Below are 25973 nucleotides of genomic sequence, written 5' to 3'. Positions count from 1 at the left end.
CGTGCGCGGCTTACAGGAGGTTCACAAGGGCTGGGCAGCATGAAGGCTCCTCCAACAACTCATGAGGAGTTCTTCATGAAAAAACTCGCATTGGCTCTTTCCGTCGGCGCTGCATCGCTTCTGTCGGTGGGCGCACTGACCGTCCCGACGGCCGCGCAGGCGCAACCCGTGGTCACCATCCAGGTGCCCCCGCCTCCGCCGCGCTATGAACGCGTTCCGCCGCCGCGCCGCGGCTACGTGTGGGCGCCGGGGCACTACGAGTGGCGTGGCGGCCGCCACGTGTGGATCGGCGGCGGCTGGGTGCGTGCCCGCCCGGGCTACGCCTACCGTCCGCCGGAGTGGCGCCAGGACGGCGGACGCTGGGTCTACAACGCGGGCCGCTGGGACCGTGACGGCGACGGCGTGCCGAACCGCTACGACCGCCGGCCGAACAATCCGTATCGCAACTGACGGCAGCGCCTGAAGCACACATGCCCCCTGAAAAGGGGGCATGTTCGTTCTGGGGACTGCTTCCGGAGGCTCAGCGGAACACCACCGTGCGGTGCCCGTTCAGCAGCACCCGATGCTCGCTGTGCCACTTCACCGCGCGCGCCAGCACCTGGCTCTCGGTGTCGCGACCGCGGGCCGTGAGGTCTTCGACCGTGTCGGTGTGGTCGGCGCGGGCCACGTCCTGTTCGATGATCGGGCCTTCGTCGAGGTCGGCCGTCACGTAGTGGGCGGTGGCGCCGATGAGCTTCACGCCGCGGTCGTGCGCCTGGTAGTAGGGCTTGGCGCCCTTGAAGCTGGGCAGGAACGAGTGGTGGATGTTGATCGCGCGGCCCGAGAGGCTGCGGCACAGGTTGTCGCTCAGGATCTGCATGTAGCGCGCGAGCACCACAAGCTCGGCGCCCTCGGCTTCGATGATTTCCAGCTGCTTCGCCTCGGCCTGCGCCTTGGTCGCGGCCGTCACCGGGATGTGGTGGAAGGGCACGTTGTAGCTGGCGGCCAGCTGGTAGAAGTCGCGGTGGTTCGAGATGATGGCGCGCACGTCGATGGCGAGCAGGCCGCTCTTCCAGCGGAACAGCAGGTCGTTGAGGCAGTGGCCTTCCTTGCTGACCATGATGACCGTCTTCATCGGCTGGGCGGCCGCGTGCAGCTGCAGCGTCATGCCGAAGCCGGCGGCGAAGGCCTTCAGCTCCTCGCGCAGCACGGCCTCGCTGTGGGCGCCGCAGGCGAAGCGCACGCGCATGAAGAAAAGACCCGTGTCGTGGTCGTTGTACTGGGCCGCCTCCTCGATGTTGGCGCCGCGCTCGAGCAGGAAGCCCGAGACGGCGTGCACGATGCCCGTCCGGTCGGGGCACGAGAGGTTCAGGATGTAGGCGGGCGAGGTGGGCGTTTGGGTCGTCATCAGGGGCGTAATTGTGGCAGGGGTGCCAGAATCGCGATTTTCCTCCCCAGATAACCCAACCGCAGGAGCGAGACATGGCCTACCAGAACTTCAACATGGACAACCAGTGGTTGCCCTTCACCCCCAACCGTCATTTCCGCAAGGACCCGCGCGTGTTCGTGGCGGCCGACGGCATGGAGTTCACCACCCACGACGGCCGCAAGGTGATCGACGGCATCTCCTCGCTGTGGTGCGTGGGCGCGGGCCACAACCGCAAGCCGATCAACGAGGCGATCAAGCAGCAGCTCGACACGCTCGACTACGCCACCGCCTTCCAGGTGAGCAACGACAAGGCCTTCAAGGCGGCCGAGATGATCGCCTCGCTGGCCCCGGGCGACCTGAACAAGGTGCTCTTCTGCAACTCGGGCTCGGAAGCCGCCGACACCTCGATGAAGGTGGCGCTGGCCTATCACCGCGCGCGCGGCGAGGGCCACCGCAACGTGTTCATCGGCCGCGAGAAGGGCTACCACGGCGTGGGCTTCGGCGGCATGTCGGTGGGCGGCATCCCGGGCAACCGCAAGGTGTTCGGCTCGGCCTTCCTGCCGCGCGTGGACCACATGCGCTTCATCCACGATCCGGTGAACCATGCCTACATCCACAACGAGGAGCCGGTGTGGGCCGAAGACCCGCTGGTCGAACTCGAGACGCGCATCCTGCCGCTGCACGACCCGAGCAACGTGGCCGCGATCATCGTGGAGCCGGTGGCCGGTTCGGCGGGCTGGTACCTGCCGCCCAAGGGCTACCTCAAGCGCCTGCGCGAAATCTGCGACAAGCACGGCATCCTGCTGATCTTCGACGAGGTCATCACCGGCTTCGGCCGCATGGGCACCAACTTCGCGTCCGACTACTTCGGCGTGGTGCCCGACATGCTGAACTTCGCCAAGTGCGTGACCAACGGCGTCATTCCGCTGGGCGGCGTGATCTGCCGCGACAAGCTCTACGACGCGATGATGAAGACCGACGCGCCCGAGCACGTGGTCGAGTTCTTCCACGGCTACACCTACTCGGGCCACCCGGTGGCCTGCGCCGCGGCCATCGCCACGCTCGATCTGTTCAAACAGGAGAACCTGTTCTCGCGCGCCGGCGAGATGGGCAAGGTGCTGGGCGACGCGTTCCACAGCGCCTTCAAGGGCCTGCCCAACGTCATCGGCATCCGCAGCCTCGGCCTTGCCGCCGCGGTGGAACTCGCGCCCATCGCGGGCACGCCGGGCAAGCGCGCCTACGAGATCTTCCTCGACTGCTTCCACAAGGGCGCGCTGGTGCGGCCGGCCGGCGACGTGCTGGTGATCGCGCCGCCCTACATCGTCGAGAAGTCGCACATCGACACGCTGGTGAACACGCTGGCCGATTCGATCAAGGCGCACGCCTGAACTGAAGAAGCGCTGAAAAGGACGTGCGGCGGCAGCCGCAGATCGATGTCCGGATACGGCGAGTGAAGGCGGCGGGGTACGCGCAACATGTGAATGTTCGCGGCTCCCGCCGCCTTCTCTTCTTCCGAGGACACGATCATGCTGAAGCTGCAACTGAGCCATCTCGACTCGCCGCTGGGCGGGCTCCTTCTCGTCACCGACGACACCGGCGCGATCCATGCGCTGGACTTCGCCGACCATCGCGCCCGCCTGCATCGTCTCCTGCGGCAACTGCACGACGACGAGGTGGAGCTGAGCGAAAGCGCAGTGCCGCAGGCGGTGGCCGATGCCATCGGCCGCTACTTCGACGGCGACCTCGCGGCCATCGAGACGCTGCCCGTCGCCACGCTGGGCGATGCGCTGCAGCAGAAGGTGTGGGCCGCGCTGCGCCGCATTCCGGCGGGCCGCACCACGAGCTACGGCGAGCTTGCACGGCATCTGGGCCTCGACGATCCACGCGCCGCCGTCGACGTCGGCGCGGCCAACGGATCGAACCCGATCAGCATCGTCGTGCCGTGCCATCGCGTGATCGGCAAGAACGGCGAGCTCAAGGGCTATGCCGGTGGCGTCTTTCGCAAGCAGCGACTGCTGCAGCACGAGGGCGCGCTGCCGGCGGTCGATGCGAAGCCTGGCCGCAGGCTCGCGGAGCCGGCAACGATGTCGCTTCCGTTCTGAATGAGAAAGGCCGACGAAGAAATCGACGAGGTATTTCTTCTGCTTTGACAGAAGGCGGCAAACGCTTCACGCTCCGGCCCCTCATGCCAGAACGAGGAGACGGAGATGGAAGAAGACTTCGAGCGTTGGATGAGCAAGCCGCTTCCCGCCAGTCTCCAGTTCATTCTGGTGATGGCGACGCTGGGTTCGGTCAGCGTCTGGCTGTTGTTCTGGTTCGGCGACTAGCCTGAACTTCCGATGCGCGGCCGCAAGCGCCGCGCGGCTCCGTCGGCCCTCGCGAGGCCGTGAGCGTGCCTCTTTCATTTCTACCGGTTCGCGGGATGCCGCCTACCGGTTCCAGGGATACCGGCCATGTCGCCCGATCCCTAGCATCCCTTCGCGAAACGTAGCACCCGTGAATCCGTCGGGTGTGTTTTCGAAAGAGGGATCGTCATGCAACGCGTATTTCTTTGGGCACTGCTGTGCGTGCCTCTGGCTGCGCATGCCAACAACGTCGGCGAGAACGCCGCATGGCAGTTCCAGACCAGCACCGACAAGGTCAACCAGGCCGCGATCCAGGACATGATCCGAAAGCAGAAGAGCGGCTACTACTCTGCACCGGTCTACAACACGACCAACAACATCGGCCGGCAGTACAACTGCAACGTCTCGGCCACCTCGACGGGCAACGACGGCAACAACAGCACCGTCGCGAATTCGCCGAGCACCGCCGGCTCCACCTCCAACGCATCGGGCAACGACAGCCGCACGGCCGTGGGCACGCTCGGCGGCGCAACGGTGGGCACCTCGCAGGCCAACTCGGGCGCGGTCGCGTCGGGCATCGTCGGCGGCACGAGCTCGCAGGTGCAGGGCGCGGCCAACCAGGCGTTGAACTCGGCGCAGGGCAACACCGGCACGCAGACCGCGAGCGTGGGCGGCAGCTCGGCCTGCGCCTTCGGCGTGCTCAACTGAGCGGGGCGAGCCATGCAACATCGCATTCGCCGCACATTCGTTCTCGCAGCCGCCGTCGCCACGCTGGCGCTCGCCGGTTGCGTTTCCGCGCCGCAGCAGCGCTTCGCACCGAACGAGGCACCGGTGGTGCTCGGCCCCTCGGTGCGCGACAACGTCACGCCGATGGAGGCGGTGCTCGCCTGCTACGCCGATCACATCGCGGCCACGCGGCGCCCGCCGGTGATCATCGGCGTGGGCGACGTGAAGGACTACACGGGCAAGTACAGCATCAACGAAGGCAACGCCATCACGCAGGGCGGCGCGCTCATGGTGTATTCGGCGCTCGGCAAGCTCGGCGGCGCGGTGAGCATCGCCGAGCGCTTCGACCCGGTGATCGCCGAGCGCGAGCTCGCGTACGCCGACCGCCGCCAGCTCGGCGACGGCCGCACGCACCAGCTCGGCGGACCCAACGGCGGGCAGAACGTGCCGTGGCTGCCGTACTTCGGCGGCACCATCAACAAGTCCGACTACTTCATCGTCGGCGGCATCACCGAGCTCAACTACAACATCAACTCGGGTGGCGCGGAGTTCGGCGTGAACCAGGTGGGCGTGAAGGCGCGCACCTTCAGCCAGTCGGTGAGCATCGACCTGCGCATCGTCGACACCAAGTCGCTGATGGTGGTGCGCACCGTGAGCCTCACCAAGCAGTTCAACGGCTACGAAGTGGGGCTGAACGTGTTCCGCTTCTTCGGCAGCAAGCTCTACGACGTGGACATCGGCGCCAAGGGCCAGGAGCCGGTGCAGATGGGCGTGCGCGCCGCGCTCGAGGAAGGCGTCGTCCGCCTCATGTCGGCCGTCACGCAGGTGGACTACCGGCCCTGCATGACGATGCGCCCGGGCGGCGGCGAGCCCATTCCGCTCACGCCCGCGGCCGAGCTGCGCAAGGTCGACAACCCGGGCGCGGACGCGGCTGCCGGCGGCGCGGCCGTCACTTCTCCGGTGGCGCAGGGCGGCGTGGCCGTCAACGCGGGCGGCGCGGGCGGTGCGCGCCTCACGGGAACGGCGACGCAGGTGCCTTTCGACTTCGGCGCGACCACGCTGGGCGGCAGCTCGCTCGCGCTCATCGACCAGATCGCCGGCGCGGCCAAGAAGGGCACGACCGACATCGTGCTGGTGGCGCGCGACACCGAGAACTGGGACGCCCGCAAGCGCGACGAGCTCACCGACCAGCGCATCGCGGCCGTCACCTCGGCGCTGGCCAACCGCGGCGTGGCGCCGGGCGCCATCAGCATCACCTGGCGGCCCGACGCGGCCGACACCTCGATCCACCGCGACGGCCCGGGCCTGCAGGAGATCGCCAAGCTGCGCATCGGCAGCCCGGTGGTCAGCGGCGCGGCGCCTTCTTCGTCTTCTTCTTCCGACGGCGCCGTCAAGGGCGACTGACCGGCTCCGCGCGTTCCGCGCATCCCGCATTCATCCGTTTTCCAAGCCAGACCGCATCCAACATCCGAGGAGTCACGACATGAAAGCACGCAAGATCCAGAGCCGGGCCGCACGCGCGCCCATGTTCAGCCGCAGCAGCATCGGCAGCGCAGTCGCGATGGCGCTGATCGCCGCGGCCTCCGGCGCGCAGGCCGCGGAGACCTCGGTCGACGCCGCCTACAACGGCACCGCCACGGGAACGCCTTCGGTGAATGCGGGCACCACCAACTCGGCCACCGTCAACGCCACCATCACAGGCGCGACGGTAGGCACCACCGCGACGGGCACGCCGTCGAACCCCAACCCGGTGGCCGTGAGCACCACGGGCAACCTGATCGGCGCCACGGCCACCGGCAACAGCTTCGCCAACGGCATCCAGCCGGCGCCCGGCTCGCCGGTGAACAACGCCGCCACCCTCGGCGTGGCCACCAACACCGGCGCGATCAACAGCAGCGTGACCGGCAGCAAGCTCGCCTCGGAGTCGAGCACGCTGCAGACCGGCAGCGTGGTCAACGCGGACAACACCATCTCGGCCGCGACCACGCTCAACAGCGGCAGCTCGGTGATCTCGGGCGCCGCCGCGGCCAGCGCGCCGGCGCAGGCCGGCACCTCGGTGCTGACCTATCCCGCGGGCGCGCCGCTCTTCGACGCCAAGGGCAACATCGTGGTCACCTCGCTGCAGTCGGCCACGGGAGCGGGCTCCAGCGCGCTGGTGCTGGGCAACATGGTCGACCTGATGCTGACTGCGAACGCGGGCAACACGCTGACCACGGCCGCATCGCTCGAGCGCAATTCGATCTCCGCCGTGCTCAAGGCCAACAGCGCCAACAGCACGGCCGAGATCCAGTCGGGCGGCGCGCCGACCTTCGCCGGCTCGGCGGTGGTCGCGAACCTGCAGGCGAACGGCAACGGCATCCTCGCGGTGCGCGATGCGACGAACTCCGGCTCGGTGATCATGGGCATCGTCAGCGGCGCGCCCGCGGGCGGCTCCAACGTGCTGCAGGGCTCGCTGTCGGTGCGGGGCAATGCGGTCTCCAGCGCGGCCACGGGCAATGAGGCGCTGGGCGCCACGGCCGGCGTGGCGGGCAATCGCATCCTGATCGACGACGTGAGCGTCGCGGGCAGCGGCACGGCCGCCACCGCGGCCAACAACAGCATCCACAACGGCGTGGGCGTGACCAGCAACGTCAACAGCGACCTGGCCATCGTCAACAGCCAGGGCAACCTCGGCGTGACCACCGTCGCGCAGACTCTGGGTGCGCAGATCCTGGCCGGCGTGCAGTCGAGCAAGAACAGCCAGGTCACGCTTGCGGACAACAGCATCACGGCGGCCGCCAACGGCAACACGGCCTCCAGCACCATCGCCACCGGCAAGAACGCGGCCTCGTTCACCGGCACCACGGCGGTGTCGAACCAGCAGGCCAATTCCAACGCGCCGGTCAGCGCTCTGCTGCTGCCCTCGGTCATCGCGGCGCAGACGGGCGAGTCGCCCGGCACGGGCCAGACCACCGGCAGCACGGTCAGCGTTTCCGACAACACCTCGGCGGCCACCGCGCAGGGCAACCAGATCACGCAGAGCCTGGCGCTGCAGGCGGGCACGGTCGCGCTGGGTGCCGGCAACGCCACGCTCACGGGCGGCACGAACTCCGACGGGCGCGTGTCCGCCGGCGGCTCCGCCACGCTCACCAACCTGCAGGGCAACTACGGTGGCGGCGTCGCGGCTGTCAACATCGGCTCGCAGATCTGGCTGGCCGCCAACGGCGGCGGCGCACCGGTGGCCAACAGCACGCTGTCGCTGGACGGCAACCGCCAGGAAGCCGTGGCGCTGGGCAGCGGCGCCACCAACACGCTCACGCTCTCGGGCAACTCGGTGGGCACCGGCGCGGGCATCGCGAGCGTGCAGATGAACGACGCGAACTCCGCCGTCGGCGCGGGGCTGGCGAATCCCGAGGCGCGGCTTTCGGTGAACGGCAACCTCTCGGGCGGCTCGGCCGCGCTCACCGACAACCTGCAGCGCGCCATCGCCTACGGCAACTCGGCCACCAACACGCTGGGCGTGAGCGCGGGCAACCTCGCGGCTGCGCCCGGACTGGGCATCACGCCGGCATCGAGCGTCACGGTCGACCTGCTCAGCGGGCTGCCCTTCAGCAACTCGGCCGGTGCGCTGCCGACGGTGAGCGCCGCCTACGGCGTGCTGAACGACCAGTCGGTGCAGGCGAACGTCAATTCCGCGGCCACCGGCCCGAACACCTTCGCGGCCGCGGTCGCCGGCAACGTCTCCGCCGCCAGCGTCGCGAACAGCAACAACGCCTTCGTTGCCGCCGCCTATGGCAACGACGCGGCCAGCGGCGTGACGCTGAACCTCAACAACGTGAGCGGCGCGAACGCCTCGGTGGCCAACGTCACCAACACGCAGGCGGTGGCGGGCGCGGCCACCGGCGTCTCGGCCATCGCGGCCGGCGGCATCGTGGCGCGCACCACGGTCACGGGCACGCTGGCCAATGGCTCCGTCACCAGCTCGGGCAACACGGCGGAAGCGCTGGCCTATGGCAGCCGCGCCACCGGCAATACGGTGAAGGTGACGGGCAACAACATCAACACCTCCGGCCTCTCGCTGTCGGGCGCGACGCTGACAGGCAACGTGCTCGCCACCAACGCCGCCTTCAGCGTGCAGAACGCACAGTCGGGCCAGGGCACGGTGTCGGCGCAGCGCAGCGGCGGACCCGAAGTCGACATCACGGTCGGCGGCGCGGTCAGCAACTCGAAGATCGCAGCCACCGGCAACGCCACGCTGGCCGGCGCGACCAGCAACAGCGCGGCCAACGGCGTGAGCATCGATGCCGTCGGCGTCTCGACCACCACCGCGGTGCAGAACCTGCAGCTCACCAGCGCGGCGGTGAGCTCGCTCACCGGCCAGGAAGGCCCGCTGCTGAGCAACAAGGACGGCGTGCAGGTGGTGCTGGGCGGCGCGAGCATCCAGGGCTCGCAGATCACGGTGGACGGCAACTCCGCAGGCGGCTCGGCCACCGGCAACGCCGCGGCCAACCGCATCGACGTGAAGGGCAACACCATCGCGGTGGGCAATGGACTGCCGTTCGGCGGCGCGACCAGCATCGCCGGCATTGCAGGCGCGGTGGCCGACCATGCGCTGTCGAACATCCAGCTCGTGACCAGCCCGACCATCACTTCCAAGACGGCGGCCGCCTTCGGCGTGGACACGGTGCCCGGCGCCGTGATCGCCGGCTCGACCCTGAGCGCTTCCAACAACACGCAGAGCGCGAAGGCCGTGGCCAACACCGGCAGCAACGCCATCGCGCTCGCGGCCACCGACGTGTCGGCCCGCGCCGCGCTGATGTCGGGGCAGGGCAGCACGGCGGCGGTGGAGGCGCGTTCGTTCATGCAGGCCTTCGCGCCGGCCTCGGTGTCGGGCTCGTCGGTGAAGCTGTCGAACAACGCCAACACGGCGCTGGGCGTGATCAACGACGTGGACAACAAGCTCGCCGTCACGGGCGGCACCTCGGGCTCGCTGCCGGCGCCGGCGCTCATCGCGCAGGGCCCGCTGCCCGGCAACACCATCGCCGCGGGCGACCAGGTGCTGGTGAACCGCCAGTCGGCCGGCACCTCCGTCACCAGCACCGCCGACACCGCGATCTACAACGAGGACCGGCTGGTGGCCGGCAACTCGGGCCTGGTCAACAGCAGCTTCGCAGCCTCGGGCAACACGACGTATTCGGAAGCGTCCGCCAACCGCGCGACCAATGCGGCCTCGCTGGCCGGCGGCGCCTCGCAGTCGGCCAGGACGGCGGTGCTGAACGCGCAGGACAGCAGCGCGGCCGTGACCGCCAACGCCAACAACGCGACGAAGCTCACGCTGACCGGCCCCACCGCGCTCACCGGCAGCAGCGCCACGCTGGACGGCAACAGCACCATCGCGGCCGCGACCGGCAGCGCCGCCACCAACAGCATCGACGTGAAGAGCGGCGCGATCGCGGGCGGTGCGCCTGCGTCGGCCACCGCAACGGGCGGGCCGGCTTCGTCCGCGGCGGTGTCGGCCGACCATGCGCTGGCGAACGTGCAGGTCGGCTCCGGCGCGGTGTCGGCCACCGCCACTGGCAGCATCGGCATCGACTCGGCGCCGCTGTCCGCGGTCAATGCCTCGACGCTGGGCGTGACGAACAACAGCCACAGCGCGAAGGCGGTGGCCAACACGGCGCTCAACAGCGTGACGCTGGCAGGCTCGAACGTGGGCGCGCGCACCGCGCTGCAGTCGAGCCAGGCGGGCACCGCGCCGGTGACGGCATCGTCCACGCAGGAGCTGTTCGCGCCGGCCGGGTCCACCGGCTCGACGGTGCGGCTCTCGGGCAACAGCAACACCGCGCTGGGCGTGATGAACGATGTGTCGAACACGCTGAGCGTGAGCGCGGTCAACACCCTGCCGGCGGGCGCGACGGGCTCGGCCACGCTCGGCGAGACCGGCAGCGCCGACAACGTGACGGCCACCGGCGACCACGTGCTGTCGAACCGCCAGACGGCCGCATCGACGGTGAGCAGCACGGCCGCCACCTCGATCCACAACGACGACAACGCCGCGCCCACCACGGGGCTGATCAACGGCGCGCTCACCATCTCCGGCAACAGCACCTTCGCCGAAGCCACGGCCAACCGCGCGGCCAACACCGCCACGGTGGCGAGCAGCGCGACGCAGGGCGCCAGCACCGGCATCGTCAACGTGCAGGGCAGCACGGCGGGCGTGACGGCGACGTCCAGCACGGTGGCCAATGCCACGCTGGCGAGCGCGGTGCCGCTCAACGGCAGCACCGTCTCGCTCGACGGCAACACCACGGCGGCGCTTGCGCGCGGCAACGCGGCGACCAACGTGCTCGAGTCCGGCGCCGGCAGCAGCTACGGCGGCGCGGCCACGGTCGGTACGTCGAGCCTGGTCGGCGTGCCGCTGGCACTGAACGTAGGCGCCAGCGCGGCGATCCTCAACAGCCAGAACAACGCGGGCGCTGTGACGGCCACCAGCACGGGCACCAGCTACCAGGTGGCGCTCAACGGCACCGGCGCGGGCGTGTCGAACGGCACGGCCGGCGTCACCGGCAACACGCTGGCCGCGCAGGCCTTCGGCAACAGCGCGACCAACCGCGTGACGCAGACGGCGCTGAACACCGGCGCGCCGAGCGCGGCCATCGGCAACTACCAGGTCAACAGCGGCGCGGTGACGGCCACGGTGACGAGCGTGAACTTCGGCGTGGCGGTCTCGGGCCCGGTGGGCAACAGCACGCTGCGCACCACGGGCAACCAGATCACGGCCTCGGCGACGGGCAACTCGGCGGTGTCGACGATCACCTCGCGCTGAGTCTGCGGACTCCTGAAGAAAGAAAAGCCGCGGGCCTTCGGGCCGGCGGCTTTTTTCTTTGCATTCTTGCTTTTCAGGTCTTCGGCTGCGGCCTGGCCTGGCGCTTGAACTCGGCGCAGTAGTCTTTTTCGGGCAGGGGCGGCGTGCGCCAGATGCGGTCGTAGTCGCCCGTGGCAGGGTCTGTCGCCGAAGTGGCCGGCGCGGCCAGCAGCCGCACGGTGGCGACCTTGACCTCGTCGGGCAGGTGCTGCGGCACGCCGAGCGCGCGCACCACGTGGCCGGCGCCGGCGATCAGCAGCACCGTCTGGCCCGGCTTCCTGGCCTTGACGATGGCCTGCGCCATCGCGCGGTCGCGGCCGACCTGCACGCGGGTCATGGGAACGATCTGCGACTCGGGCAGCATCCTGCAGTGGCCCTCGCGCACGGCCTCCTGCTGCGCGCCGTAGGCCTCGCCGTTGAGCTGCACGTCAAGCGAGACGTCGGCCATCGCATCCTTCATGCGGGCGCGTGGCAGGTTGGCGCCGATCACCGGCACGCCGGCGCGCACGGCGGCCATCACGGCGGGGCCGTAGCTGGCCCAGGGCCAGGCCTTGTCGCTCCAGTCGAGGGCGGTCTGCACCTGCGATTCGGTGGCGGTAGGGGCGAGCTGCGCGGTGCTGCGGCCTTCCTCGGCCATCTCCAGCGCCAGCGCGGCGAGATGGCCGCGCGCGGCCAGCGCCTCGACGGTCTCGCGTTCGATGACGTGGTGCTCGGGCGCGTCGTGCTGTTCGCCGAGCAGCAGGGCGTCGACCGGCTGGAGAGCGGCGACGCGGCGCGCGATGGGGGCGTCGGGCGCATCTGCGCCTGAGGCCGAAAGAGAGGAAAACGCCGAGCAGCCCGCGAGCGCGGCAGCGGCGAACAAGGGGAACAGCAGCGAGAGCCCGGAAGCCCGGGCGGGCCGGTATGGAAGAGGCATCGCGCCATACTATGCCCTCGGCGCGCGCACGCGGTGCCGTCCGTCGCCGCTTTTCCCTGTCGTCCCTTCTTCCGGTCCGTGTCTTCCCGATATCCCGTTCGCGTGCTGGCCACGCTGTTGCTGGCGCTCGCTGCCGCGGGCGCGTGCCTGGCGCTGCGCACGCCGCTGCCCTGGATGATCGGCCCGCTGCTCGCGGTGTCGCTGGCCTCGATTGCCGGCGCGCCCACCGCGAGCTACACGCCGCTGCGCAACGCGGGGCAGTGGACCATCGGCACCGCGCTGGGGCTGTACTTCACGCCGCATGTGGTGGGGCTGGTGGCCAGCGTGTGGTGGGCGATCGTGCTGGCGATTGCCTGGGCGCTGCTGCTGGGCGTCGGTTTCGGGCGCTGGCTGCACGCGATGCATGCGTCGCGCATGCCGCAGGTGCCGGCGAAATCCATGAGAGCCACGACTTACTTCTCGGGCGCCATCGGTGGCGCGTCCGAGATGACGCTGATGGCCGAGTCGGCCGGCGCGCGCACCGACTTGGTGGCCGCGGCGCACAGCCTGCGGCTGGTGGTGGTGACGGTGACCATTCCCTTCGCGATGCAGTGGAGCGGGCTGCACGGGCTGGAAATCAACCCGCCCGGCGTGCGCGAGGTGAACCCCGGGGGCCTCGCGCTGCTGACGGTGGCGACCGGCATCGGCGGCCTCGCGATGCGCGCGCTCAAGCGCACCAATCCGTGGTTCATCGGCCCGTTGCTGGTGGCGATGGGCTTCACCATGGCGGGGCAGTCGCTGTCGGCGGTGCCCACCTGGATGTCGAACACGGCGCAGCTGGTGATCGCGGTGAGCCTGGGCGTGCGCTTCAGCCGCGAGTTCCTGCACACGGCGCCGCGCTGGCTGGGTTCGGTGGTGCTGGGCACCTTCGGCATGCTGGTGCTGTGCGCCGCCGTGGCCTGGCTGCTGGCCTGGGCGACGGGGCTGCATCCGGCCACGATGATTTTGGGCACCTCGCCGGGCGGCATCGCCGAGATGTCGATTACCGCCAAGGTGCTGCAGCTGGGCGTGCCGGTGGTCACGGCATTCCAGGTCTGCCGGCTGGTGGCGGTGCTGCTGATCGTGGGACCGATGTTCCGGTGGATCTACCGCTGAGGGTGCTGCAAGGCCGGCAAGAAATGAAAAAGCGCCCCTCGGGGCGCTTTTTGGTGATCTTTCGGGAAACCGGCCGGATCGGGCTCAGTGCACCAGAACCGGGGTATGCGCCAGTTCGGCGTAGCCCTCGAGCGTGTCTTCCACTTCTTCCTGGGTGGGGGTGTTGAGCTGCCACGCGGCGATCTGCTGCTGGAACAGTTCGGCCCAGGAGCCGTCGAGGTAGACCTCTTTACCCGAACGCTTGTCCACGATCTCGAAGCCATGCCGCTCCAGCACCGGCACGTTCGGCTGCGCGGGCTCGTCTCCCTCGTTGGATTGCACGTGGACGACGACGAAAGACTCCGAGTCATAAAGCATGTTCATGGCGGGCCCTGTGAGAATGTCGATGGCGTTCATGGGGGTTAGATAGCAATCAACGCGCCAGTTTCAAGATAGGTTGTCTATCTGTAAAACCAACTAGCTAATCGGCCTATCTCCGGCTCCTTTTGCTTCGTTGGTGTGACTTTCTCCTCAATTTGGCGGGCTCGCAGGAAGGGGTTTGCGCAACTGCGCGTCAGCGAAGTCCCCGTTGGCCTCCGTCTGCTTGATGCGCACGGGCAGGTAGCCGTACTCCGGCGCAAGCCAGAGCTCCAGTTTTCTATCGAAAGCACGGCGTGGATCGCGCGTGAGCTTGCGCGCGGTGAACTCGCCGGCCGGCAGGCTGAGCTTCTCTTCCTCGCCGACGACGAAGACCCAGACCTCGGCATCCTTCGGCCCCACGGTCTGGACAGAAATCTTGGTGCCGGCCGGATAGCGCCCCGGGCTGGCCGCCAGAAGGCCGCCGAGCTGCATCATGACGCTCATGCGGTCCTGCGCGCCCGGCAGCAGCGGCACCGGCGGCGTGTTGTTGCTGAACACGATCTGCCCCTGGTCGCGCACGAAATGCGAGGCCACCTCGGACTTGCGGCTCTCGGAGTAGCGCTCCGGCTCCAGCCCCGAGGGGCCGATGCGCCCGGTGCTGTGCCAGTTGAGCAGGGTGAAGAACACCGCCTTGAGCGTCAGGCGCCCGTCGTAGCGGCTGCCGTCCTGCAGCCAGACCAGTTCGCCGAACACCCCGCGCTGCGGCGACGCGCCCGTCTGGCCGGTGGCTTCGAAGTCCAGCGTGACCGAGCCGGGGATCTTCATCGCCTGGGTGCCGGCGATGGTGCCCGAGGCTTCGCCGCCCGCTGCAGCCGCGGTGCCGGTCCCGGTGCCACCGGAGGGCGATGTCGCACCCGTTGGTGCGCTGGCCGCTGCCTCCGGCGGTGTCGCTCCTGAATCGGTAGCGGCCTGGGCTGTCAGGTCGGGTGTTTCCGGGGCAGGCAGCGTGGACGCATCCGGCTCTCGCGTGGACGCCGGCTCGACGGCGGCCGGCTTCGGTTTCGGCCTGGGTACCGACGCCTCGCGCGGGCGCTTCGGCTTGGGCGGGGCAGGCGGCTTCGCCTCGGCGGGCGCGGCAGCCGGTGCTGGCGCCTCGGAGGCCGGGGGCGCGATCACGATGGTCCGGGTGCTGAACTTGCTCGCCAGCGGCGAGGGCTCCGGCCCGATGGCCATCGGCGCCAGCCCGAGCAGCAGCACGTGGATCAGCCCCACCAGCAGCGTCAGCCCGGCCAGCGCACGCCACGACGGACGCCCGGGCAGGCCGGCAGGCAGCAGGGGAGAGGAGTGGGCGACGAGCGTCGGCATCGGTATGTGGAGTGAGGCGCCGGCCCGGAGGTTCACGAAGACCACCTCGGTAAACTGCCGCCCGTTCAACCAGTTTAAGTGGGAGCGCCGCCGTGCCCCGTGCCGGCGCCCCGTCCCCACTCTCACGCACGCACCGCATCATGAAACTCGCCACCCTGAAGGACGGCTCGCGCGACGGCCAGCTCGTCGTCGTATCGCGCGACCTCACGCTCGCCCACTACGCCACCGGCATCGCGAACCGGCTGCAGCAGGTGCTGGACGACTGGGGCTTCATGAGCCCGCAGCTGCAGGACCTGTACGCGAATCTCAACGCAGGCCGCGCGCGCCACGCCTTTCCCTTCGACCCGTCGATGTGCATGGCCCCGCTGCCGCGCGCCTACCAGTGGGCCGACGGCTCGGCCTACATCAACCACGTCGAGCTGGTGCGCAAGGCGCGCAATGCCGAGGTGCCCGAGAGCTTCTACACCGACCCGCTGATGTACCAGGGCGGCAGCGACGACTTCATCGGCCCGACCGACGACGTGATCGTGCCCAGCGAGGCCATGGGCATCGACTTCGAGGCCGAGATCGCGGTCATCACCGGCGACGTGCGCATGGGCGCCACGCCCGACCAGGCCCTGGACGGCATCCGCCTCGTGATGCTGGCCAACGACGTGAGCCTGCGCAACCTCATCCCGGCCGAGCTGGCCAAGGGCTTCGGCTTCTTCCAGAGCAAGCCCGCCACCGCCTTCAGCCCCGTGGCCATCACGCTCGACGAACTCGGCGAAGCCTGGCAGCACGGCCGCGTGCACCTGGCGCTGCAAAGCAGCTGGAACGGCCGCAAGGTCGGCATGTGCGACGCCGGCCCGGAGATGACCTTCCACTTCGGCCAGCTCATCGCCCACATCGCCAAGACGCGCAACGTGCGCGCCGGCAGCATCGTCGGCAGCGGCACCGTCAGCAACAAGGGCGTGGAGAAGAAGGACGGCCAGATGGACTGGCCCAAGGGCTATTCGTGTATCGCCGAGAAGCGCTGCATCGAGACCATCCAGACCGGCCAGCCCTACACCGACTTCATGAAGTTCGGCGACACCATCCGCATCGAGATGAAGGGGCTCGACGGGCGCTCGATCTTCGGCGCCATCGACCAGGAGATCGTGTCGACCGCCGGACGGCCGAAGGAAGCGCCCGTGTCGCTCGTGAAGCCGCAGCAGGCCGCAGACGAGGCCCCGCAGGCGGAAGAAGAAACCCCGGAAGACTGAGGAGGCCCGCTTGCTCAGTGCGGCCCGGCGCCGCGCAGCAGCTCCTTCTGCGACCGTATCCCCAGCCGCCGGAATGCCCGGTACTGGTGAGTGCGCACCGTCGTCAGCTCAACGCCTATTTCGCGCGCGGCCTCCTTGGCTGTGCGGCCTGCCATCAGGTGGCCGATGACTTCGCGCTCGCGCAGGCTCAGCCTCAGCAGCCGCTCGGCGAGGTCGGGCTCCACCGCCTTGCGCGCGCCCACGGCGCTGCGGCCGTGCGCGGCGGTGGCATCGGCCAGCAGCGTGGCGTGCGCCTCGATGAGCGCGAAGTCCGCCGCGCCGAACTCCGGCTGCGCGAGGCTGCGGTAGAAGCTCACGGCCACGCGCTGCCCCGTGGGCTGCAGCAACAGCACAGATGCGCGCTCGCGGATGCCCACGTCGCCATAGCAGGCGGCGCGGTACACCGGGTCTGCCACCTCGTCGGCGCGCTGGTGGCCCATCCATAGCTGTGCGCGCTTGGGCAGCTTGCGCGCCGCGAGCCAGGCCATGTTCGGGTCGAGCAGGTCGAAGCGCTGCGCCACGTAGCGCTCCGATGTGCGCTCGGCCGTGCTGCCGTAGCTGCTGGCGGCCGACACCAGCTCGATGCGTCCGGCGGCATCGACCACGAACACGGTGCAGAAGGTCACCGGCATCACGCGCTGCATGGCCTTGAGATAGCTGGTTGCCAGCAGCGGCGTGCCCACGCCGGAGAGCACGTCGCCGACCACGGCCGCGGCCAGCGCGGTGTCTTCGGCGGGGTGGATGCGCCAGCGTCTCATGCGGGAAGAAAGGAGGGGTAGTGGGGGCGGATGCGGGTAAACACCTCGTACGAAGTTATGACATTGCCGCCTCCCGCGCATCGGGACAATCCCGCCGGATGACGAACTCTCCCGCTGCCACCCTCGGCGATGCCGCCAGCGGCCCCGTGCCGCCGAAGCCCGGCGCCGACGCCGGATTGCCGCCCTCGGTAGGCGCCTTCCATTACACGCGCTACGAGCCCGCGACGCCCACGCTCGGGCCCGACGGCGCCGAAGCCGGCAGCCACCCGGTGGTGATCGCGGGCGGCGGCCCGGTCGGCATGGCGCTCGCGCTGGGGCTCGCGAACCATGGCGTGCGCAGCGTAGTCCTCGAAGCCGACGACACCGTGTGCGTTGGCAGTCGCGCGGCCTGCATCTCGCGCCGCAGCCTGGAGATCATGGAACGGCTCGGCGTACTGCGTGCCTTCATGGACAAGGGCCTGCCCTGGACCGGCGGGCGCAGCTTCTACAAGACGGCCGAGGTGTTCCGCTTCGAGATGCCGAACGACGAGCGGCAGAAGCTGCCGCCGATGATCAACCTCGAGCAGTACTACGCCGAGCACTACCTGCTGGAAGAGATCCTGCGCCGCAACGAGCGCACGCCGGGGCTCGTCGACATCCGCTGGGGCACCGAGCTCACCGGCCTCGCGCAGGACGATGAAGGCGTGACGCTCGACGTGCGCAACGCCGAGGGCAGCTACCGGCTGCGCGGCCAGTGGCTCGCGGCCTGCGACGGTGGACAAAGCTTCGTGCGCAAGCAGATGGGCCTCGCGCTCGAGGGCACGGGCTATGAAGGCCGCTACGTGATCATCGACATCGAGCTGAAGAGCGGCCACCCGACCGAGCGCCGCGCCTGGTTCGACCCGCCGTGGAACCCGGGCTCGACCGTGCTCATGCACCGCCAGCCCGACGACATCTGGCGCATCGACTACCAGCTGCGCCCCGGCCAGAGCACCGAGGAAGCGCTGCAGCCGGCGGCCGTGGCCGAATTCGTGCAGCGCCATCTCGACGCCATCGGCGAGGGCCATCTGCCGTGGAAGACGGTGTGGACCTCGGTCTACCGCGCCGGCGCGATGACGCTCGAGAGCTACCGCCACGGCCGCGTCGTCTTCGCGGGCAACGCGGCGCATGCGATGCCGATCTTCGGCGTGCGCGGGCTCAACTCGGGTTTCGACGACGCGGACAACCTCGCGTGGAAGCTGGCCTTCGTCGCCCGGGGCCTGTCGGATGCCGCGCTGCTCGACTCGTACTCTCAGGAGCGCATCGAGGCCTTCCACGTGAACGCCGAGAACGCGATGCGCAGCACCGAGTTCATGTCGCCGCCCTCGCGCGGCTTCGACCTGCTTCGCGAGGCGGCGCTGTCGCTGTCGGAAGCGCATCGCGGCATCGCGCAGCTCATCAATCCGCGCCAGACGCAGGCGGTGCGCTATGCCGCCTCGCCGCTGTCGAGCGAGGGCGACGCGCTGCCCGCCGGCCCGCTGCCGGGCGAGGCGATGCCCGAGCAGCAGCTCGAGCACGGCCACCTCACCGACTGGATCGCGCCCACCTTCACGCTGCTGGTGCTGCGGCCCGACCTCGTCGCGCTGCCGGCCGAAGATGTCGAGCGGGCACGCAAGGGCGCGCTGCCCTTCGTGGTTCGCAGCATCGCGAGCCCGGGCACCGACGGCGCCGACGCGCACGCCGCGCCCGAAGTCTTCGACGCGCTCGGCGCGCAGGACGGCGCGGTCTACCTGCTGCGCCCCGATGGCCACGTTGCCGCGCGCTGGCTTCGCCTGCCGGCCGGCGCCCTGCAACCCGCAATGGCCCGCGCGGCCGGGGAGCTTTCCGCATGACTACCGCATCCCAACTTCAACCCGACGCCCGCGACCGGCTCTATGCCGAGTGCGCGCGCGCCATCTCCGAAGCCGGCGCCGAGCGCGAATCGCTGTTCCTCGCGCGGCTCGCGCTGCTGCTGTTCGAGCAGGTCGGCGACGAGGCACGCTGCCGCGCCGCGCTGGCCGACGCGCTGCGGGCTCTGCCCGTACCATCGCTGTCCGCTTCCTGATTTCCGGAATTACATACAACTAGCTGATTGGAGACCGCTTCCATGGATCGCCGCACCCTTCTCGCCACGCTCGCCTCCGGCGCCGCAATGGCCGCATCGCCCTTCGCCCGCGCGCAGGAATATCCCGGACAGCTCATCAAGTGGGTCGTGCCCTATCCGGCAGGCGGCGGCACCGACGTGATCGCGCGCGTGCTGGCCGAGGCCATGCGCCAGACGCTGGGCCAGCAGATCGTGGTCGACAACCGCCCCGGCGCATCGACCAACATCGGCGCCGACATCGTCGCCAAGAGCAAACCCGACGGCTACACGATCCTCTCGGCAGACAACGCGGTGCTGGCCTTCAACGAGCATCTCTTCAGCAAGCTGCCCTTCAGCCCCGAGAAAGACTTCACCTACATCGGCGCCATCGGCAAGTTCCCGCTGGCACTGGTCGTGCACCCCGACTTCCCGGCGAAGAACTTCAATGACTTCCTGGCCTACGTGAAGGCCAACCCCGGCAAGGTCAACTACGCCTCGCCCGGCAACGGCTCGCCGCACCACCTGGCCATGGAAATGTTCAAGGTGCGCACCGGCACCTTCATCACCCACATTCCGTACCGCGGCGCGGCGCCGGCCATGGCCGACGTGATGGGCGGCCAGGTGCCCTGCATGTTCCTCGACCTGGCCTCGGGCCTGCCGATCATGCAGAGCAACAAGGTGCGCGTGCTGGCCATCGGCTCGGGCGCACGCAGCAAGCCGCTGCCCAACGTGCCGACGCTGGCCGAGGTGGGCGTGCCCAATACGGAGGTGTTCGCCTTCCAGGGCATCCTCGGCCCGGCCGGCCTGCCGGCGGCCGTGGTGAACAAGCTCAACGGCGACCTGAACAAGGCCTTCAGCACGCCCGCGGTGCAGAAGCGCTTCGACGACTTCGGCATGGAAGCGATGCCGGGCACGCCGGCGCAGTTCGCGGCGCTGTCGCGCGCCGAGTCGAAGCGCTGGGGTCCGATCATCAAGCAGGCGGGGATCAAGCTGGACTGAGCTCGCCAGGAGCAGCTCTTTTCGCGGCACACCGCGGAACCGGCTTCGCCGGGCCGCAGGTGTCGCCCCCGGTAGGGGGTTGGCGCAGCGACACGAAGTGCGCGGAGCCTGGGGGCGTTATCTTGTGTACGCCTTGCGCGAGCCGTCCTCGAAGACTTCGTCGTCGCGCTGCAGTTCGCCGTTCTCGTCCCAGGCACGCTCGCGCGTGACGCGGCCCTTGGCGTCGAAGTTCGATTCGGCCAGCAGCGTGCCCTTTTCGCTGAAGCGCTGGTGGGTGCCCACCGGAATCTGCCGGTTGCGGCCCTGGATCTCGTAGCGGCCCTGCGCGGCGCGCTGGCCGCTGTCGTAGAACTCGGTGATCTCGACCGCGCGCGCGTCGCCGCTGCCGCTGTAGGCCGACTTGCTGCGCGGCTGGCCGTTGAGGTAGTAGCTGTCGTCGACGATCGGCTCGCCCGCGCTGTTCCATCGCTGGTCGCGCACCAGCGTTCCCTTTTCGGAGAAGGCCTGCTCGCGCACGCGGATGCTGGCGCGTTCAACCAGCAGGAAGGCCGTCTCGCGGCGCTTGACGCCTTCTGACGAGTAGCTCTGTTCGGTGCGCTGGTTGCCCACGGTCTCGTCGAGCGACGAGGTCTTGCCGTTGTCGTAGAAGCTCTGCGCCCGCACCCGCTTGCCCGACACGTACGCGAGCCGCGAGCGCAGGGTGCCGCGTGCATCGAACAGGTCGACCTGCGAGGGCCCCGTGCCCGAGAAGCCGCAGAGTTTGGCGTCGTCGACCACCGGTGCCAGCGTGGGCGCGTCGGCGCAGCGCAGGGCCGCGAGCTGGCCGTGCTCGGTGAACTCGACCGAGGCGCGCTCGTTGCCGCCGCCGGTGTCGGAGGTGGGATAGAAGATCGCGCGGCGCAGCTTGCCGTCGGGGTAGAAGCTGCGCACCAGGCCGCGCTCCTGGCCGTCGTCGTAGGTGGCGTCGCGCAGCACGCGGCCGGTGGGCGAGAACTCGCGGGCGCGACCCTGCAGGTTGCCCTTGGCATTGACGCTCTGCTCCCTGGCGAGCTTGCCCTTCTCGTAGATGCGCACGAGGCCCATCGACACGCCGTTCTGGATCTGCTCCTCGCGCTGCAGCTCGCCGCTCGTGCGGTCCTTGCAGCGCAGCAGGCCGGTCTTGCCCGCGGTGCTGCTGCCGTTGTCGGGGTTTACGGGGCGGCCGTTGAGCTCGCAGTCGAGCTGCGCGTGCGCCAGGGTGGCGCACAGCAGCGCGAGGGGCGCGATGACGGCGGCCGGGCGCGGGATCATTTGCTTACTTGTCGTAGAGGGTGTCCAGGGAACGGAAGCCCTTGACCTCGATCGGATTGCCGAACGGGTCGAGGAAGAACATCGTCCATTGCTCGCCCGGCTGCCCCTCGAAGCGCACCTGAGGCTTGAGTACGAAGTCGGTGCCGGCGGCCTCGAGGCGCCCGGCCATGGCCTGCCAGTCGGGCAGCGCGAGCGCCAGGCCGAAGTGGGGCATGGGCACCATCACGTCGCCGACGCGGCCGGTACGGGCGGTGGCGAAGGGTTCGCCCAAATGAAGAGAAATCTGGTGGCCGAAAAAGTCGAAGTCGACCCAGGTGTCGGTGCTGCGGCCCTCGGCGCAACCGAGCACGTCGCCGTAGAAGCTGCGGGCGACGTCGAGGTCGCGAACGTGAAAGGCAAGGTGGAAGATGCTCTGCATGGTTTCGGATTATGGGCAGCGGTGCTGTGAGAATGCCGGACTTTCTTTCATCGTGGAGCAAGCCTTGCGGATACTCCGGATCCTCGCCGCGCCCCTGTGCGGCATCGCTCTTCTCTTCACCTTCGGGGCGGCCCAGGCCGCCTGCCCGCCCTCCGCCATCGCCAGCCTCGAGAAGCCCGGCGTCGCCCTGCGCAACGGCATCGACCGCGGCGTGCTCTGGCGCATCGAGCGCGACGGGCGCACCTCGTGGCTCTACGGCACCATCCACATCGGCCGCGGCGACTGGGTGCGGCCCGGCCCCATCATCCAGAGGGCACTGACGCAAAGCGACACCGTCGCGCTCGAACTCGACATGCGCGACGAAGCCACCGCGCGCGCCATGGCCCGCCCGGCCGACCCCGAGCTGCTGGCCCGCATGATCAGCGGCGAGCGCGCACGCCGGCTGGAGCGCCAGAACAGCGAAGCCTGCGTGCCGCCGGGTTCGCTGTCGAAGCTGCAGCCGATCCTGCAGGTCACGGCGCTGGCCGGGCTGGTGGGGCGCGCCGACGGCCTCTATCCGGAATTCGGCGTGGACGAGACGCTGGCGGTTGCCGCGCGCAACAGCAACAAGACCATCGTCGCTCTCGAGAATGCAGCCGACCAGATCAAGGTGCTGACCGGCGACTCCGAGGCCGAGGAGGCCGAGCAGGTCGACGCAGCCCTCGACGAGCTCGAGTCGGGCAAGCTGCGCGGCCAGATCAAGGAACTGGCCGACGTCTGGGCCCGCAGCGATGCGGCCAGGCTGGCCCGCTATCCCGAGTGGTGCGACTGCCTCAAGACGCCCGCCGAGCAGCGGCTGCTGAAGCGCCTGCTCGACGACCGCAACCCGAATCTCGCCGACGGCATCGAGCGCCTGCACGCCGGTGGCAAGGGCGTGTTCGCCGCAGTGGGCGCGCTGCACATGATCGGCCCGCAGGGGCTGCCCACGCTGATGGCGGCGCGCGGCTTCACCGTGACGCCGGTGCTGACTAACGCGCAGGAGCAGACGGCGCAGCCGATGCCCGCGCTCGCGGCGCCTTCGCCCGCTCCCAGGGCCGCGCGCGGCGGCAAGGCGGTCAAGGGCCAGCGCGGAAAGGCTGCGCCCGCCGCGGCTGCGAGGGGCGGAAAGTCGGCGAAGGCGGCGCCCGCCGCTGCCAAGGGGGGGGCCCGGGCTCCGGCCAAGGCAGCCACCAAGACAACGGCCTCCAAGGCCGCGGCCCCTGCCGCCAAGGGCAAAGTGCGCAGATAATCGCGGCCGCCATGCACGCGCTGCTCCGATCCACCCGCTCCATTGCCCTTGCCGGGCGATGGGTGCTTCTGTGGTTCGTGATGTCGCTGGGCGTGGCGGTGGCCTCGCCGCTGGTGAACCCGCAGGCCATGGAGCTGGTGTGCTCCGGCGCGGGCTCCATCAAGGTGGTGGTCCACACCGAGGACGGCGTGAAGGAAATGGGCGCCTCGCACATGGACTGCCCGCTGTGCGTGCTGACCGGCGCGCCGCCGCCGGCCATGGCCGCCCCTGTCTTCGATCTTCCCCTGCCGCTGGGCCGCGTGGTCCAGCCCATTCCCGCCGCGCGCCTGGCCGCGGCCACCGCCGCGCCGCTGCCGGCGCGCGGGCCCCCGACTTTCTCCTGACGCTCTCAAAACCGTAGCCGTGTGCGCGCGTCCATGCGCTTGCGCGGCCTGTCCGGCTCGAAGTTTCGTGGAGAAGGTTCCCCTTGAAAAAGCACTCCCGCGCCCTGGCGATCGCCATGGCATTTCCCCTTGGCGCGCCCGCGCTGGCGCAGCAGCCGCAGCCCGCCGACGCGCCTGAAGGCGGCCCCGGCGGCCGCACGCTGAGCACCATCACCGTGACGGGCGGGCGGCCGACCTCGCTGCCCGCGCAGATTCCCACCACCATCGAAGGCGTGACGCACGACCAGATCGTCGAGACCGTCAACGCCACCGACAGCGAGGACGCGCTGAAGTACCTGCCGAGCCTGGTCGTGCGCAAGCGCTACATCGGCGACTTCAACCATGCCGTGCTGGCCACGCGCGCCTCGGGCACCGGCAACAGCGCGCGCTCGATGGTGTACGCCGACGGCATCATGCTGTCGAACCCGCTGGGCAACGGCGCCACCTACGCGCCGCGCTGGGGCATGGTGTCGCCGGAGGAGATCGAGCGCGTCGACGTGCTCTACGGGCCTTTCTCGGCCGCGTACCCCGGCAACTCGGTGGGTGCGGTGGTCGACTACGTGACGCGCATGCCCACGAAGCTGGAGGCGCACGTCAAGCTCAGCGGCTTCGTGTCGAACTTCGACCTGTACAACAGCCACTCCTCGCCGGCCGGCCAGCAGCTCGACCTGTCGCTGGGCAGCCGCAGCGGCGACTGGTCGTGGTGGCTCAGCGCCTCGCGCACGCACAGCAAGGGGCAGGCGCTGGTGTTCGGCAACCGGCTCGTCAGCGCCGGCACGGTGGGCAATGCAGGCACACCCGTCACCGGCGCAGTGGGCGGGCTGAACCCGTCGAACCAGCCCTGGTGGCTGGTGGGCGGCTCCACCATCTACGACACCACGCAGGAGCAGGCCAAGCTCAAGGTGGCCTACGACTTCTCGCCCACCGTGCGCGCCACCTATACGCTGGGCGCGTGGAACAACACCACCCACGGCGGCGTCGACACCTGGCTGCGCGATGCCCTCGGGCGGCCGGTGTACGGCGGGCGGGTGAACATCGGCGGGCGCACCTACAACCTCGATTCACCCAGCGCCGCGCTCGCACCGACCGAGACCGCGCTCACGCACTACATGCACGGCCTCTCGGTGAAGAGCCATACCGGCGGCGTGTTCGACTGGGAGGTGGCCGCGAGCCTTTACGACTATTCGCGCGACACCTCGCGCACGCCCACCACGCCGCTGCCTGGCGCTTTCAACGGCGGCCCTGGCCGCACCACCGACATGGGCGGCACCGGCTGGACCACCTTCAAGGCGGCCGGCACCTGGCGGCCCACCGGTTCGGCCGAGGGCGTGGGCGCGCACGTGGTCGACTTCGGCTTCCAGCAGGACACGGCGCGGCTTCGCACCAGCGTGGGCAACACGCTGGACTGGATCGACGGCTCGCCCGTCACGCCGTTCTCGGCCTTCAACGGCAACACCCGGCTGCAGTCGCTCTACGTGCAGGACACCTGGCGCTTCGCGAAGGACTGGAAGACCACGCTGGGCCTGCGCCACGAACGCTGGGAGGCCTACGGCGGCCAGCTCGGCAACGCGAGCACGCTGCTGAACTTCTCGCCGCGCAAGAACAGCTACGACTCGCCCAAGGCCGCCGTCGCGTGGCAGGCCACCTCCGACTGGCTGCTCAAGGCCTCGACCGGCCGCGCGGTGCGCATGCCGACGGTGACCGAGCTCTACCAGGGCTCGATCGACGGCAACCGCATCGTCAACACCAACCCCAACCTGCGCCCCGAGCGCTCGTGGACCACCGAGCTCACCGCGGAACGCGACCTCAAGGGCTGGGGGCTCGACGGCGTGCTGCGCACCACGCTGTTCTTCGAGAACACGAAGGACGCGCTCTACACGCAGGCGCTCAACAACCTCGTGAGCACGGTGCAGAACGTAGACGCCATCCGCACGCGCGGGCTCGAGGTGGCGCTGAACGCGGTCGATGTGGGCGTGCGCGGGCTGGACCTGAGCGGCAGCCTCACGCTGACGCGATCGAAGATCACGGCCAACAGCGGCTTCCCGGTCAGCGTCGGCCACGACCAGCCGCGCGTGCCGAGAGTGCGCGCCACGCTGCTCGCCACCTACAGGCCCGACGACCGCTGGAGCTACACCGTCGGCGCGCGCTACAGCGGCAAGCAGTACGGCACGCTCGACAACAGCGACCCCAACGGCTTCGCGTACATGGGCTTCTCGAAGTTCTTCGTGGTCGATGCGCGCATACGCTACCGGATCGACCGGCAGTGGAGCGCCTCCTTCGGCATCGACAACCTGAACAACAACAAGTACTGGGCCTTCCACCCGTACCCGCAGCGCACCTACGTGGCCGAACTCAAGTTCGACCTCTGACTCTTCCACTTCAACC

Annotated in this window: 21 protein-coding genes; 14 read left to right on the top strand and 7 right to left on the bottom strand. The window is 69.6% G+C overall.

What is annotated here, in order from left to right; genetic code table 11:
- Positions 1-75: 75 nt before the first annotated feature.
- On the top strand, positions 76-450 hold the full coding sequence (locus SFB74_RS29790; protein ID WP_432728005.1) for a YXWGXW repeat-containing protein: 375 nt from the start codon (positions 76-78) through the stop codon (positions 448-450).
- Positions 451-520: 70 nt separating this feature from the next.
- Here SFB74_RS29790 and purU read toward each other — a convergent pair whose 3' ends face one another.
- Positions 521-1387, bottom strand: a complete 867-nt coding sequence (purU, locus tag SFB74_RS29785) for a formyltetrahydrofolate deformylase (RefSeq protein ID WP_432728004.1) — start codon at positions 1385-1387, stop codon at positions 521-523.
- A 74-nt stretch (positions 1388-1461) separates the two neighbouring features.
- Between purU and SFB74_RS29780 the strand changes: the two genes are divergently transcribed.
- The 5 genes from SFB74_RS29780 to SFB74_RS29760 all read left to right on the top strand — a co-directional run bounded on the left by SFB74_RS29780 (position 1462) and on the right by SFB74_RS29760 (position 11281).
- Complete coding sequence (locus SFB74_RS29780; RefSeq protein WP_432728003.1) at positions 1462-2796, top strand: aminotransferase class III-fold pyridoxal phosphate-dependent enzyme; 1335 nt, start codon at positions 1462-1464, stop codon at positions 2794-2796.
- A gap of 138 nt (positions 2797-2934) precedes the next feature.
- The gene (locus SFB74_RS29775; RefSeq protein ID WP_432728002.1) at positions 2935-3510 is read left to right on the top strand and encodes a methylated-DNA--[protein]-cysteine S-methyltransferase; all 576 of its coding nucleotides are present in this window, start codon (positions 2935-2937) and stop codon (positions 3508-3510) included.
- A 432-nt stretch (positions 3511-3942) separates the two neighbouring features.
- The gene (locus SFB74_RS29770; protein WP_432728001.1) at positions 3943-4461 is read left to right on the top strand and encodes a hypothetical protein; all 519 of its coding nucleotides are present in this window, start codon (positions 3943-3945) and stop codon (positions 4459-4461) included.
- A gap of 12 nt (positions 4462-4473) precedes the next feature.
- The gene (locus SFB74_RS29765) at positions 4474-5883 is read left to right on the top strand and encodes a CsgG/HfaB family protein (protein ID WP_432728000.1); all 1410 of its coding nucleotides are present in this window, start codon (positions 4474-4476) and stop codon (positions 5881-5883) included.
- Positions 5884-5962: 79 nt separating this feature from the next.
- The gene (locus tag SFB74_RS29760) at positions 5963-11281 is read left to right on the top strand and encodes a beta strand repeat-containing protein (protein WP_432727999.1); all 5319 of its coding nucleotides are present in this window, start codon (positions 5963-5965) and stop codon (positions 11279-11281) included.
- Between the two features lie 73 nt (positions 11282-11354).
- Here SFB74_RS29760 and SFB74_RS29755 read toward each other — a convergent pair whose 3' ends face one another.
- Positions 11355-12236 carry a ChaN family lipoprotein gene (locus SFB74_RS29755; protein WP_432727998.1) on the bottom strand — a complete coding sequence of 294 codons (882 nt, stop codon included), beginning with the start codon at positions 12234-12236 and terminating at the stop codon, positions 11355-11357.
- 78 nt (positions 12237-12314) lie between these two features.
- Between SFB74_RS29755 and SFB74_RS29750 the strand changes: the two genes are divergently transcribed.
- A complete protein-coding gene (locus SFB74_RS29750; RefSeq protein ID WP_432727997.1) occupies positions 12315-13370 on the top strand; it encodes an AbrB family transcriptional regulator in 1056 nt (351 codons plus the stop codon).
- Between the two features lie 84 nt (positions 13371-13454).
- On the opposite strand, the gene SFB74_RS29745 is transcribed toward SFB74_RS29750, so the two are convergent.
- Together SFB74_RS29745 and SFB74_RS29740 are read right to left on the bottom strand one after the other, a co-directional pair.
- Complete coding sequence (locus SFB74_RS29745) at positions 13455-13766, bottom strand: BTH_I0359 family protein (RefSeq protein WP_432727996.1); 312 nt, start codon at positions 13764-13766, stop codon at positions 13455-13457.
- Positions 13767-13880: 114 nt separating this feature from the next.
- Positions 13881-15074 (bottom strand): DUF3108 domain-containing protein, encoded by a 1194-nt coding sequence (locus SFB74_RS29740; RefSeq protein WP_432727995.1) that lies wholly within the window; start codon positions 15072-15074, stop codon positions 13881-13883.
- 140 nt (positions 15075-15214) lie between these two features.
- Here SFB74_RS29740 and SFB74_RS29735 point away from each other — a divergent pair, with 140 nt between their 5' ends.
- On the top strand, positions 15215-16315 hold the full coding sequence (locus tag SFB74_RS29735) for a fumarylacetoacetate hydrolase family protein (RefSeq protein WP_432727994.1): 1101 nt from the start codon (positions 15215-15217) through the stop codon (positions 16313-16315).
- Positions 16316-16329: 14 nt separating this feature from the next.
- On the opposite strand, the gene SFB74_RS29730 is transcribed toward SFB74_RS29735, so the two are convergent.
- Positions 16330-17112 (bottom strand): LuxR C-terminal-related transcriptional regulator, encoded by a 783-nt coding sequence (locus tag SFB74_RS29730; protein ID WP_432727993.1) that lies wholly within the window; start codon positions 17110-17112, stop codon positions 16330-16332.
- A gap of 98 nt (positions 17113-17210) precedes the next feature.
- On the opposite strand from SFB74_RS29730, the gene SFB74_RS29725 reads away from it, so the two are divergent.
- Genes SFB74_RS29725 through SFB74_RS29715 form a run of 3 tightly spaced genes read left to right on the top strand, consistent with a single transcriptional unit; the run spans position 17211 to position 20191 of the window.
- Positions 17211-18962: an FAD-dependent monooxygenase gene (locus SFB74_RS29725; protein ID WP_432727992.1), complete on the top strand. Its 1752-nt coding sequence runs from the start codon at positions 17211-17213 to the stop codon at positions 18960-18962.
- The gene (locus SFB74_RS29720) at positions 18959-19174 is read left to right on the top strand and encodes a hypothetical protein (RefSeq protein WP_093206474.1); all 216 of its coding nucleotides are present in this window, start codon (positions 18959-18961) and stop codon (positions 19172-19174) included. Before SFB74_RS29725 ends, SFB74_RS29720 begins: the two co-directional genes overlap by 4 nt.
- 42 nt (positions 19175-19216) lie before the next feature.
- Entirely contained in the window at positions 19217-20191 is a 975-nt protein-coding gene (locus SFB74_RS29715; RefSeq protein ID WP_432727991.1) for a Bug family tripartite tricarboxylate transporter substrate binding protein, read from the top strand.
- Between the two features lie 117 nt (positions 20192-20308).
- Here SFB74_RS29715 and SFB74_RS29710 read toward each other — a convergent pair whose 3' ends face one another.
- Both SFB74_RS29710 and SFB74_RS29705 read right to left on the bottom strand, forming a co-directional pair.
- On the bottom strand, positions 20309-21481 hold the full coding sequence (locus SFB74_RS29710) for a toxin-antitoxin system YwqK family antitoxin (protein ID WP_432727990.1): 1173 nt from the start codon (positions 21479-21481) through the stop codon (positions 20309-20311).
- 4 nt (positions 21482-21485) lie between these two features.
- Positions 21486-21899, bottom strand: a complete 414-nt coding sequence (locus SFB74_RS29705) for a VOC family protein (RefSeq protein ID WP_432727989.1) — start codon at positions 21897-21899, stop codon at positions 21486-21488.
- Between the two features lie 64 nt (positions 21900-21963).
- Between SFB74_RS29705 and SFB74_RS29700 the strand changes: the two genes are divergently transcribed.
- The 3 genes from SFB74_RS29700 to SFB74_RS29690 all read left to right on the top strand — a co-directional run bounded on the left by SFB74_RS29700 (position 21964) and on the right by SFB74_RS29690 (position 25957).
- The gene (locus tag SFB74_RS29700; protein ID WP_432727988.1) at positions 21964-23166 is read left to right on the top strand and encodes a TraB/GumN family protein; all 1203 of its coding nucleotides are present in this window, start codon (positions 21964-21966) and stop codon (positions 23164-23166) included.
- A gap of 11 nt (positions 23167-23177) precedes the next feature.
- Complete coding sequence (locus tag SFB74_RS29695) at positions 23178-23549, top strand: DUF2946 family protein (protein ID WP_432727987.1); 372 nt, start codon at positions 23178-23180, stop codon at positions 23547-23549.
- Positions 23550-23665: 116 nt separating this feature from the next.
- Positions 23666-25957, top strand: a complete 2292-nt coding sequence (locus tag SFB74_RS29690; RefSeq protein WP_432727986.1) for a TonB-dependent receptor — start codon at positions 23666-23668, stop codon at positions 25955-25957.
- Positions 25958-25973: the final 16 nt, after the last annotated feature.

The sequence above is a fragment of the Variovorax xiamenensis genome, assembly GCF_050916385.1.
Classification (GTDB): domain Bacteria; phylum Pseudomonadota; class Gammaproteobacteria; order Burkholderiales; family Burkholderiaceae_C; genus Variovorax.
The sequence above is the reverse complement of the archived record's forward strand: the minus strand, read 5'-3'. Positions and strand labels throughout refer to the sequence as shown.